The sequence below is a fragment of the Selenomonas sp. genome (genome assembly GCF_052169755.1).
GTDB lineage: Bacteria > Bacillota > Negativicutes > Selenomonadales > Selenomonadaceae > Selenomonas.
Map to the genome: position 1 here is coordinate 1 of NZ_JBQNBV010000049.1, position 12,904 is coordinate 12,904.

The 12,904-nt window shown below is 55.1% G+C and carries 6 protein-coding genes; all 6 read right to left on the reverse strand.

Going from position 1 to position 12,904, the window contains the following annotated elements:
• Positions 1–116: 116 nt before the first annotated feature.
• A complete protein-coding gene (recG, locus tag ACTTKG_RS05075; RefSeq protein ID WP_442673169.1) occupies positions 117–2,174 on the reverse strand; it encodes an ATP-dependent DNA helicase RecG in 2,058 nt (685 codons plus the stop codon).
• 152 nt (positions 2,175–2,326) lie between these two features.
• Positions 2,327–3,931, reverse strand: coding sequence for a phosphoenolpyruvate carboxykinase (ATP) (gene pckA / locus ACTTKG_RS05080; protein ID WP_442673170.1), 1,605 nt, complete (start codon positions 3,929–3,931; stop codon positions 2,327–2,329).
• Between the two features lie 262 nt (positions 3,932–4,193).
• On the reverse strand, positions 4,194–7,931 hold the full coding sequence (gene addA, locus ACTTKG_RS05085; protein WP_442673171.1) for a helicase-exonuclease AddAB subunit AddA: 3,738 nt from the start codon (positions 7,929–7,931) through the stop codon (positions 4,194–4,196).
• The gene (addB, locus tag ACTTKG_RS05090; RefSeq protein WP_442673172.1) at positions 7,895–11,362 is read right to left on the reverse strand and encodes a helicase-exonuclease AddAB subunit AddB; all 3,468 of its coding nucleotides are present in this window, start codon (positions 11,360–11,362) and stop codon (positions 7,895–7,897) included. Before addB ends, addA begins: the two co-directional genes overlap by 37 nt.
• A gap of 98 nt (positions 11,363–11,460) precedes the next feature.
• Positions 11,461–12,429 (reverse strand): phenylacetate--CoA ligase family protein, encoded by a 969-nt coding sequence (locus ACTTKG_RS05095; protein ID WP_442673173.1) that lies wholly within the window; start codon positions 12,427–12,429, stop codon positions 11,461–11,463.
• A 32-nt stretch (positions 12,430–12,461) separates the two neighbouring features.
• The coding region (locus ACTTKG_RS05100) for a CheR family methyltransferase (RefSeq protein WP_442673174.1) at positions 12,462–12,904 on the reverse strand (443 nt) is incomplete at its 5' end.

The window sequence follows — 12,904 nt, forward strand, 5'->3', positions numbered from 1 at the left end:
TATTGACGGATTATTTTTTACATTAAAAGGTGGATATCTATACTTATAACTTCCGATAAGTATAAATTATCGGAAGTAGCCAATTTAAATGCGTTTTCCTCAAACAGCGGCAAATCTCAAACATCCGTAATCTTTGTAAAAAAATCCTTGTATTCAAGCCGCAAGATCTCGGCGACTTTCTTTCGCATTGCGGAGTTTTCCATTGTTTCAAGAGCGGCGCGGCGTGCCTTGAGCAATATATCGACATCGCGCAGAGCATCCGCCATCTTGAGGTCTGGCAGACCATGCTGCATTGCACCGAAGAATTGACCGGGACCTCTGAGTTTCAGATCCTCCTCGGCAAGCACGAATCCGTCGTTAACGCTCTCTAAGAGAGAAAGACGCTTCTTCGCCGTTTCGGTGTGTGTCGACGAAATCAGGATGCAATAGGATCTGTGTGCGCCCCGCCCCACACGACCGCGCAGTTGATGAAGTTGAGCGAGTCCGAAGCGCTCGGCATTCTCGATGGTCATGATGCTGGCGTTTGGCACATCGACGCCGACCTCAATGACAGTCGTCGTGATGAGTACATCGATCTTCCCCGCATGAAAGTCTGCCATGACGGTTTCCTTTTCGTTCTTTGCGAGTTTGCCATGAACAAGGCCGCAGCGCACTTCACGAAACACACCCGCACGCAGCTCATCGTAGACTTCCTGCGCGGACGGCAGATCGAGCATATCGCTCTGCTCGACGAGCGGGCAGACGATGTACGCCTGCCTGCCCCTGGCGATCTCCTGCAGCACGAAGCGATAGATGCGATCACGTCGGTCGGGCGTGCGCAGGAAGGTAGCGACGGGTACGCGCCCCGGCGGCAGACGCTCGATGCGCGAGACGTCGAGATCGCCGTAGACCGTCAGCGTCATCGTGCGAGGAATCGGCGTCGCCGTCATGACAAGCAGATCAGGCGTAAGCTGCGCACGCTTTTCGAGGGCGGCACGCTGCTCGACGCCGAAGCGATGCTGCTCATCCGTCACGACGAGACCGAGCGCTGAAAAAGTGACGTTCTCTTGAATCAAAGCATGCGTACCGATCACGATGTCGGCTTCATGCGCCTCGATCGCCTTATACGCCGCTTCACGCTCTTTTTTCGTCAGCCGCCCTGTCAAAAGCAACAGGCGTACGGACAAGCCGTCAAGCAGGCGCCGGAACGTATCGAAGTGCTGACGCGCCAAAATTTCCGTCGGCGCCATGAATGCGCCCTGAAAGCCGTTTTCCACTGTCTTGACAAGTGCAAGCAAGGCAACAGCCGTTTTCCCCGAGCCGACGTCGCCTTGCAAAAGACGGCGCATCGGCACAGGAAGTTCCATATCCTGCCGTACGTCGTGCCATGCCTTCGTTTGATCTTCCGTCAACTGAAACGGCAGCGCCGCGCACACTTCGCGCGAAAGTCGGCTCTCGCCAAGATGACGCACGCCCTTCTTTTTTTGGCGACTCTCACGGCGCAGGAGCAAAAGACCGCATTGAATGAGATACAGTTCTTCAAAGATCAGACGCTCACGCGCAAGATGGAGCGCATCGGGCGACTCGGGGAAATGCACTTGCCGGTACGCCTCATCACGCGCGACGAGACGATAACGCTGGCAGATGCTCTCGGGCAGGATTTCCGCAATCTCCTGAATTTCTTTACATACCGTTGTAAACAATGTGCGGAAAAACTTCTGATTCAGACTGCCTGAAGCTGCATAAACAGGCAGGATGCCCAAATTTGCTGCCCCATCTTTTTCAAGCAAAGAAAAGTCCTTGATCTGACGCATCTGTTTCTTTCCATGCCCGCCGAAAGCATATTCAATCTTGCCGACGGCGAAAAGGCGCAGCCCTGCTTTGAGCCTTCCTTTGAGGAACTTTTGCTGGAAGAACGTGACTTGAAGAAATCCCGTGCCGTCATCGATATCGACACTCAAGATATGGATGCCGCGTCCTGTGCGCCGCTCGACGATATGGCGAATGACGCCGGTAACCGCCTGCTGCTCTCCGACGACGACTTCAGCGAGCGGCGTCAAGACGCGCCTGTCCTCGTAGGTACGCGGATAGTACGTCAATAGATCGTAGACTGTGAAGATCCCGAGCTTGTTCAGCGCTTCGTATTTCTTCGCACCGATGCCTTTGACCTTCAAAAGGCTTGTCTGTAGTTCCATAGCGTACACATCCTCACTCAAATTCCAAGCAAAAAGAACCCGCCTCCACATCAAATCGCAGGCGGGTTTCTTTCTTTATAAGACACAGACAAACATCCCTCTTTTATCACGATATACGGATGAGCGTGTCTTCCTTTGACGAACGATAAACCTTAGAGCTTCGGCCCAGCAGAGACGAGCGCCCTGCCCTCATCATCCGTCTCGTATTTCTTGAAGTTCTTGATGAAGCGCCCGGCGAGATCCTGCGCTTTCTTCTCCCACTCTGCCGGATCAGCGTAAGTATCTCGCGGATCAAGAATGTTCGTATCGACGCCTTCAAGTTCCGTCGGTATATCGAACTCAAAGTACTTGAGCTTCTTCGTCGGCGCCTTGTTGATCGAGCCATTCAAGATCGCGTCGATGATGCCGCGCGTATCTTTGATGGAGATTCGCTTGCCTGTGCCGTTCCAACCCGTATTCACGAGATACGCCTTGGCGTCGCTTTGACGCACCCGCTTGACAAGCTCCTGCGCGTACTTTGTCGGCGGCAGCTCAAGAAACGCTTGCCCGAAGCACGCCGAGAATGTCGGCGTCGGCTCCGTGATGCCGCGCTCCGTGCCCGCGAGCTTCGCCGTAAAGCCGGAGAGGAAGTAATATTCCATCTGTTCCGGCGTCAAGATGGCAACAGGCGGCAAGACACCGAAAGCATCCGCAGACAGGAAGATGACTTCTTTCGCCGGTGGCGCGGAAGAGATCGGGCGCACGATGTTCTTGATATGGTCGATCGGATAAGAGACGCGCGTATTCTCCGTCACGGACTTATCGGCGAAGTCGATCTTACCGCTTTCATCGACCGTGACATTTTCCAAGAGTGCATCGCGGCTGATGGCATTGTAGATGTCCGGCTCGGAGTCCTTATCGAGGTTGATGACCTTCGCGTAGCAGCCGCCCTCGAAGTTAAAGACACCATTGTCGTCCCAACCGTGCTCATCATCGCCGATCAAAAGTCGCTTCGGATCCGTCGAGAGCGTCGTCTTGCCCGTGCCCGAAAGACCGAAGAAGATCGCCGTATTCTTGCCCTCAAGATCGGTGTTCGCCGAGCAGTGCATCGCAGCGATGCCCTTCAAGGGCAGGTAGTAGTTCATCATCGAGAACATGCCCTTTTTCATCTCTCCGCCGTACCATGTATTGATGATGACCTGCTCACGGCTCGTGATATTGAAGGCAACCGCCGTCTCCGAATGAAGCCCCAGTTCCTTGTAGTTTTCGACCTTTGCTTTTGACGCATTATAAACGACGAAATCCGGCTCAAAGTTCTCCAATTCGTCCTTCGAAGGCAGGATGAACATATTGCTGACGAAATGCGCTTGCCATGCAACCTCGACGATGAAGCGCACCGCCATGCGCGTGTTCTTGTTTGCGCCACAGAAAGCGTCCACGACGAAAAGACGCTTGTTGGAAAGCTCCTGCCTTGCGATTTTCTTCAGCTCTTCCCACGTTTCCTGGCTGGCGGGATGGTTGTCGTTCGGGTAAGCTTCCGATGTCCACCAGACCGTATCTTTGGAGTTTTCGTCCATGACGATAAACTTGTCCTTAGGCGAACGTCCTGTAAAGATGCCTGTCATGACGTTCACCGCATCAAGCTCCGTGAGTTTCCCCTTTTCAAAGCCCGTGAGATCGGACTTCATTTCTTCTTCAAAAAGCTGCTCATAGGACGGATTGTGAACGATTTCCTTCACACCTGTAATCCCGTATTTTGCCAAATCAAGTTTTGCCATGTTTCTCTACCTCTTTCATAAAATGTTGAATAAGTATGGTTTCAAACATGTTACACTTATTTCTTTCTCGCTTTTCTAGGGAAATCCTGCTTGTTTTCAATTTTTATTTATGAAGATTGGCGAACTCTCATTAAGGCGTGAGGACGTATGTACAGCGTGCCTCTTTGATGACGCCATTGCAGGAAACGGGAGAAAAAGAACCTCATGCCGCTTCGCGTGACGGCTGAACCTATGTCTTGAAAGTCTGCAACAACAATCCTCGCTACACCTGCACGACTTTGCCGTCGTGCAGCAAGTATAAGCAGCGTTCTGTCACTTTGCGCCCCAAGATCGCCTCTATCGCTTCTGTGTAGAGGTCAATTTGCAGGCGATACTTCCTGCAAATGTGCATCGGATTCGTGTCCTTATCCGTCTTGTAGTCCACGAGCACGAGGGCGCCGTTTTCGTCCTCGAAGAGTACGTCGATGACACCTTGAACGAATATACGAGCAGCAGGTTCCGCCGCAGGATAGAACCGACGCGCTTCAAGTCTGCGGCTGAACGGAAGTTCGCGCCAGAGACGGCGCGCCTTTTTCATTCGAATGCCAAGCGGCGAGTGCAGGAAGGTTTCGATGGCATCGAGGCGGACGATCGCCGCTTGCTCAGGCAGCAGCAGCTCTTTTTCTGTCATCGCCGCCAGCTGCGCCTCCAAACCTTGGCGGCTGTAGTCGCCTGCGAGGTCGATGTGCTGGAGCGCCGTGTGCATCAGTGTACCGTATTCCGCAGCGGAAAGCCCTGTTTTTTTCTGCATGAAGTTGGGACGCTTGAAGGAAAATGCAGCGAAGCCGCCGTTTTTATCCATCAGCGGCATATAGGGTTTTTCTTCCGCTGCATTTTCAGCAGAAAAGCGGCGTTTCAGCTCCGTGACGGATAGCTTCGCAGGTACATCTTCAACGCCATGCGGCGCATACTGCCATGCAAGAGCTGCTTCCACAGCTTCTTTCTCCTCGCTCGCAGGCAGCGGCGTTCCTTGGCGCAGCTTCTCGAAAACCTCATCCTCTTTGGGAACGGCTGCGTTGATGCTCGTGACGGATGATCCCGGCACGATGTTTACCTGCCAGCGTGAGTCGTCGTCTCCTTCCGGCGCAACGCGCTTTTCCAAGAGCGATGCCTTTTCTAAAAGCGGCGCACCGTCTCTATGACGCGCGACGGTCATGCCGAGCCAATCGAGGAAGGTGTTCGCCTCAAGCGGCGCATAAGCGGGAAGCTGACGCTTCGTTTCTGTGACGAAACTGCACCAGCCTTCTGCACGCGCGGCGAGCTTCTTCGTCGAGCCGACCAAGATGAGCTTTTCGCGCGCACGCGTCATTGCCACATAGAGGACGCGCAGCTCCTCTGCCTTGCTCTCTTGACGGATGCGTGCGGCGACCGCCTCCCGCGCAAAGGTCGAATAGCGCAGCGATTTTTCGCGCTCTACGCGGTAAAGTCCCAGCCCAAGCTCACGGTGCATGAGAAGCTCCTCTGCCGCATCGCGCATGTTGAACTTCGAACCAAGCCCCGCAACAATGACGACGGGAAATTCCAGTCCCTTGCTCTTATGGATCGTCAGTATGCGCACGACATCCTCATTCTCGCCCAGTGTGCGTGCGGCGGAAAGATCGGTTTCCATCTGCTGCATCTTTTCGATGAAGCGCAGAAAGCGGAACAGTCCGCGAAAGTTCGTATTCTCGTAGTCGCGTGCGCGGTCGGCGAGCATTCGCAGGTTCGCCTGCCGAAGCAGTCCGCCCGCCATGCCACCCACATAATCGTAATAGCCCGTGTCACGGTAGATCTGCCAGATAAGCTCGGGGACGCTGACACGCCGCATGAGCGTACGCCAGCTGCTCAAAAGCCGCAGAAAGTTCGATACCTTCTCCTGTAAGGCGGCGGAAAACTTCGCGCCGGGATCGTTCACTGCCATGAGTGCGCCGAAGATATCGTCTTCGGGAGCAGCAAGGCGAAGTTCGGCAAGTTCGCGGAAAGTCAGACCAACGATCGGCGAATAGAGTACCGCCGCGAGCGGCACATCCTGACGCGCATTGTCAATGACGGCAAGTACGGAGAGCACGACGCGCACCTCCATCGCTTGAAAATAGCCCGCATCAAGCGATGCGTACGACGGGATGTCGGCATCGCGCAATGTTTCCAACAGGATATCCGCCCGACCGCGAGCAGCGCGCAGGAGGATCACGATGTCGCGCCATTCTAGCGGACGGTATGCACCTTTGTCCGCGACGAGTGTGCCGCTCGCCATCAATGCACGCACGCGCCGCGCGATGAATGCCGCTTCCAAGGCGAAACCTTTGAGCTCGTCGGCATCCTCGTCCGCATCTTCCGACGCACCATTGCCGTTCGGTTCGTCAGTATGCTCCGTCGTCTCCGCAGGGATGTCGTCGCTCTCGATGATGTGAAGCTCAGCGGCGCCCGCAAGGTTGTTTTCCTCCGACTCGGGATAATGCGCTGCAAAGTGCAAAGCAGCCGCATCGTCATAGGTAAGCTCCATCGCATCGGGCGTCATGAGCTGCGAGAAGATCCAGTTCACCGCCGCAAGTACGCCTGCGCGGCTGCGATAGTTCTCCGAGAGGTCGATGCGCACATATCTTTCCCCCAGCCTCGGATACTCTCCATGCTTCTTGAGAAACAGCTGCGGATCGGCGAGACGGAAGCGATAGATGCTCTGTTTCACGTCGCCGACAGTAAAGAGGTTGTCCGCGCGTGCAACGAGGGAAAGAATCGCTTCCTGGACGCCGTTCGTGTCCTGATACTCGTCCACCATGACTTCCTCATACTTTTCGCGCAGAGCGAGCGCCTGCGCCGAGGGACGAAGCTCTCCCTCCGGTGCATCTTTGTCGCAGAGGACGGCGAGTGCGAAATGCTCCAAGTCATTGAAATCGACGATACCGCGCTCCTTCTTCGCCGCCTGAAAAGCAGCGGTGAAGTCCTTGACAATGCCGACGATGACGTGCGCCGTACACGAAAGAGCGCACAGATCATCGAGAATATCTTCCTCCGGCGAGTGAAAATACGTTTCCTTGAGCCGTTTGAGCTTCTGCTTCATGCGGTCACGCGGCAGCGTAAAAAGACGCTTCGCCTCTTCCTTCTCCATCGCATCCATGTCCTTGGAAAAGCGCATCGTCGCGTGCTTATAAGATGAAAACTCCTGCTGCATCGCATCCCAATCGTTCCCATCCAAGGACGCAAGCAGCCTTTTCAAGAGTCTTTCATCCTCTTCTAAAGCATCGTGACATGCTTCATAACCGAGTACAGCCGATTTCTCGACGAGTCGCTGCACGGCGGCAAGACAACCCGTGAGGATGCAGGAGATCTGCGCGAGCACCGTCGACGCCCAAGGGGTTTCGAAGAGGCTCTGTGTATCTTTGAGGTCAAAACGCGCAGCGAGCGAGTCAAGCCACAACGAGGGAAAGGGCTGACTGCACGAGAAAGCATACAGTCGCAGCACCATGACATAGAGGGATTCATCGCCGCGCTCTGTGCCGTAGGCAGCTGCAAAAGAAAGGAAAGATTCCTCGGCTTCTTCATACTTTCTCTCAAAGATTTCTTCAAGAACATCCTGCTGCAGCAGACGAATCTCCTGTGCCCCCGCGAGTCGAAATTTCGGATCGAGGTCGATGGCGGCGAAATTGCGTCGAATGACGTTCTGGCAAAAGGAATGGAGCGTCGAAATCGAAGCGTTGGATAAAAGTGCAAGCTGACGCTCCAAATGTGGTGATGCCGCTCCTTTTGCAATCTCCTGCGCCAACGCCGCTTCGATACGCTCGCGCATTTCGGCAGCGGCGGCATTTGTAAAGGTGACGACGAGAAGACGATCGACGTCTGTTTCCCCATGCAGAATGCGGCGAATGATGCGCTCGACGAGCACCGAGGTCTTGCCCGAGCCGGCAGCTGCCGCGACGAGCAGATTCTTACCCCTTTCCTCGATCGCTTTCAGCTGCGCTTGGGACCATTTGCGTTCGCTGTCCATGCTGCAGCCTCCTTCCCTTTCAATTCCATGCTGTCCATCAGCTCCGCATCTTCGTGATTTTGCAGACGGCGATAGTTGAAGCCCGGCACGAGCGTATCGAATCCGCAAACGGCGATGTACGGGCAATACTGACATGCCGTCTTATCCTTCAAACGATATGGCAGAGCGCGCACCTCACCTGCCATGATTTGTCTGCCCGTGTCAGTCAAAATATAGGCGATGTAGTCGAGCAGTATAGCGAACTCCTCTGCCGTTTTGACAGAATCCAGCCGCCTCTTGTCGATTTCTCCCTTCTGTGTCAAAGCGACCTTCGTGAAACTGCATGTAGCGTCGAGCGCGCGTATGACATCGGCATCCGCAAGCACCCAACCGGGCATCTTGAGTTTACCCTGCAAGAGCTTCTTTGCTTCCCTTGCATCGATGCGGTGTGATGCTGTGATAAGCGGATTCTTCAAGAAGCAATACAGCATGGCGGCAGGCAAAAGCTCCTTTTCCTCGGTATGCGCAAGGAGATTCTTGGCGACAAGCAGATACGTCAGAAGCTGTAGTCGCAAACCGTAGTACACCTCGATGAGATTGATGTATGCCCCGCCTGTCTTATAGTCCATGATGAGGAAATAACGCCCCGTCTCATCCATGTCGATGCGATCGATCTGCCCCGTGATCTCCAATAAGCAGCTATCAGAGAGCGCATACGTCAAAGGCGGCAGACTGCCGGGTGCAAGTCCGAAGGAGCGCTCAAAAGCGACGGGATGAAAGTCGCTTGCCTTGTCAAGGTCGATGAGCCGCACAAGCGCCTTCTTCGCCGTTTCCTCAATGCGCGAGAGTAAGTTTTGATACTGCTTCGTACTCAGAAGAATTTCGTTTTGCAATCTTGGCGCAAGCATCGCAAGAATCTCATGCAGGATTTCACCGCACTCCTCTTCGCTCACCTCACGCCAACGCCTGCCCTCTCCTTTCAAGCGTTCACCGAAATCACGCAGGGCAGCGTGCAGCAGGATGCCAAGATCGGGCACACGAAAGCCGCGCTCGGGACGCTCCGTCAAGCGCAGACCGTAGTGCGCAAAGTGGCGAAAAGGGCAGGCGCGAAACGCTTCAAAGCGCGTGACGCTGCCGTGCAGACGGCGGTTCTTCGTGTAGAGCGCCGCCGATAGGGCTTCGGGCAGAGCCTCTTCCTCCGCATGTGAAAAGATGCCCTGCAGCACCTTTTGCAGAACGCCCTGCATTTTTTCAGCGTGCAGCGCCCAGTTGTAAACATCGCACCAGAAAGGCGCCAGCGTCTTTTTCTCACGATAGCGACGAAGCGCCGACGCAAGTCCCGCCACCGCCTGCCGTCCGCCCGCGAAAAGACGCTCATGAACTCCGTCCAAAGAGATCGTGCGCAAACGAACGTCAGGCAGGACAGTGCGAATCTGTCCGATCAAAGACGACGGCAAGAGCGCACCGCCTTCCGTATCAGCAAGCGCATAAGAAACCCAGAGGTAGTCACGCGCTTTTGTAAAGCCCTTGTAAAGAAGAAATCGTTCGCTGAAGCTGCTCTCGACGGAGCCTTGCGGCAGCTCAAGCCCCGCCTCCTTCAAATGCAGGCGGTCAGCATCGGAAAGCAGCCCCTTTTCACGACTGCGGCGTGGCATGACGCCTTCGTTCGCACCGAGAATGTAAACCGCACGCGCATTTTCGACACTGTTTTGATCGAAATCTGCAACGGTCACATAGTCAAGTCCCGGCGGAATTAGAGAAATCTGCAAAGCGTCAAGCCCATCGCCCAAAACCTCTTCAAACTCGCGCACCTTGATCTCTTCATCACCGTTCGTTTCCACCATCTGCTCCAGAAGAGATATGACATCGTTCCAGATCTGGCGATGTTCACGCGCCTCTGCGAGCCTGCCCGCCCGCTCTGCTTCATCTGCCCAGCGTTCGAGCTTCTGCGGCGCTTCGAGTACGAGGAGCAGCTGATAGATTGCTTCGGCAAAGCCGCGCACTGTCGCCGCTCCCTTCGCTGCCAGTGCAAACGCCTGCAAAGGCTTTGCCACGGCGCGGCGATAATAGTCAATCTTTGCGAGATGTTCCTTTTCCTTCTCGTCCGCCCCCGCGTATTCCTCATCCAAACTGCGGCGGCGATGCCAGTGCCAAGCCTCTTCCATCGTCCAGCGCGAACCACGAATGCCAAACTCCAAGACATAATTTTCAAGAAGGTCGATCTCGCCGCGCGTCTGTGGGAAAAATCCCGTCTTGAGCGCACGAAAAACGGCATCGTAGCGCCAGCCGCGCAGCACTTCAAAGGCAGAGCGTATGAGCTCGGCAAGCGGATGATGCACGCCCGCACGCTTGTTGTCACGAAAGTACGGGATGCCGCAATCCTCAAGGATCAGAGCGAGCATATCGCCATAGGCGGCTTCGTCGCGCAGCAAGATGGCGACGTCACGCCAGCGCAGCCCCTCTTCGCGGCAAAGGCGCACGATATCGGCGGCAGCCGCCTCCATCTCAAGCCGCCGTGTCGCCGTCTCGACGAGTGCGATTCCCGCCGCTCCCCGCTCTGGTGCGAGCGGGAAGGAGAACACCCCGCGCTCGACGGCGGCAAGCGTCCCTTGGGTGAACCGTTGGTTTTCGGTCAAGGCACGCACGCGCACGGGGAGATGCATCGCTTCCGCCATGAGCTTCATTTGCTGCAAGGTCTGTGCCTGTCGATAAAAGAGACTGCCCTCTCGTTGACTTTTTCCCTCTTCCGTCGGCTCGAAGGTCAATGTGATATGCACATCTTTTGCCTTTTGAAAGAGCGCCTTGAGGATGCTTCTTTCCTGTGGATTGAAGAAAGAAAAGCCGTCAACCCAGATCTCTGCTCCATCCAACAGGTTTGAGGCAGGAATCTTTGCCGCGAGCGTGTCGAGCATATCACCGGTATCGTTGTATCGTCCTGCCATCTTTTCACGGTAGCGGCGATAAATGAGCGCGAGATCGTCGAGCTTTTGACAAAGAGCCTCGTCGGATAGCATGGGTTGCACCTCTCTCAAGGATTCTTCCTTGAGACCGTAGCTCTTGAGTTCCTGTAAGGCATTTTCTAATGTTTCCGTGAAGCCACGTTGTTTTGCCGCGCGTGCAAACGCCTGCAGATGATCCGCTTCCTCAGCGAGGATGCGCTTCAAAAGCAGCCGTCTGCCGACACTCGTGATACGCGCAGCCGCCGCACCGCCGGTCTCTTGCAGCACATGACGCGCGAAACGCTTGAAGCCAAATACGAGACTGCGCACGAAGCCCTCGCCGCCGTCTGTCATCATGGCGGCGAGACGGCGCTCCGCGCGATACGTCGCATGTTCGGGCAGGAGCAGCACGAGGGCGCTGCCCATAGGCTCTTCCTTCATACGCGCTGCCATAGCAGCAAGACAAGCGTGCGTCTTGCCCGTGCCCGCACGCCCTAAGAGGAACTCAATCATAGACGTCTCTCTCCGTTCTTTGCATATCAACAAAAATGCCGCGCAGCATGTCATTTTGACAATACCCGCAGCATTTTCTTATCCCTATTCAAACAGGCTCAGTGCGTCAAACCAAACGGTGTCACCAGACGCACGAAGGCACGACCGCATGCGCACGGCTCGTCGAGACGCATGACCGCCTGCCCCGTGCGGTAGCGTATCAGCGGCATCGCTTCAGCGGCAAGCATCGTGACGACTAGCTCACCCATGCGGCCTGCTTCGTGAATGACCTTCGCACCGCTGAACTCGATCAGCTCCGTATAACAGTAGTCCTCCTGCACATGATGTCCCTGTCCCTTGCCGCACGGGAAAAACAATCCCGCCGTCCCCAGTTCCGTCGAAGCGAAGAGGTCGTGTACCTCAGTCTGCATACGCTCACATATATGGCGCTTCATGGGGTTCGAGATCGCCTCGTTCAGACAAACGACCACCTTGAGCGGCAAAGTCGACGGCTCGATGTTCTTCATCTGCGCGTGCACGATGAGCTGCATGACGAGCGGCTGGCTCGCCAAGAGCGTATCCATGCCCGTCAGGCGAACAAGCTCGACCGCCGTCTGCATATCCTCACCGAGCAGCACGGTCGTCGCTCCGATCACCTCCGCCGCCATCTGCAAATCGAGCAGACGACCATCCGACATATCGCCGAGAATGCCGACGACAGAAGCGCGATGCACGCCCGTCGCCGCGAGGGCGCGTGTCAGCATGTCTACGTTCTTTGCGATATCTCCGTTCGTATACATCTTGACGACAGCGCCCGTATGCTTGCGGCAGCTGATGCGCAGAATACCGCTCAAAGGAAGCGTGAGAAAATCAAACGGCGATGTGTTCAAGATATCAGGCAGCGCCGTGAACGGCAGCTTTTCTATATCTTCCAGGCTCTCGATCTGCGACGCAGAACCATTCGCAAATTTCTTCTGATAGAATGCGCTCTTCTCACTCGCCCAAGCGACCGCTTTCTTCAGCCGAGCCAACTGCAAATCCCGCAGATCGGATTGACACATGCGCTCGATTTTTTCATTTGCAAACATCTGCTCCGTCCCCTTTCCTCAAACAGCCCTCCTCAGGTCAGAGGTCTTTGATAAAAGAACGGCTGATAGCTCGTGTAACCGATCTTGCGGAAATTCAAGATCGCCTCTGTCGCACCGACAAACAGGATGCCGCCGGGCTTCAGCGCACGGAAGAAGTTCGTATAAAGCTCAAACTTCGCTTCCTCTGTGAAGTAGATAACGACATTGCGGCAGAGGATCAGATCAAAGCCTGTTTCAAACGAATCCTTCAAGAGGTTATGACGCTTAAATTCAATGAGATTCTTGATATCCTCATGTACAGCAAATGTGCCGTCGCTGCCCTTTGTAAAGTACTTGCTGAGGCGCGGACCTTCGACACACTTGAGTTCGTTGTCCGTATAGACACCTTTCTTCGCCTTGGCGATGATCTCGATGTCAAGATCCGTCGCGAGAATGCGATGCTGCTTGCCCGGCGTCATCTCCTTCAAGATCATTG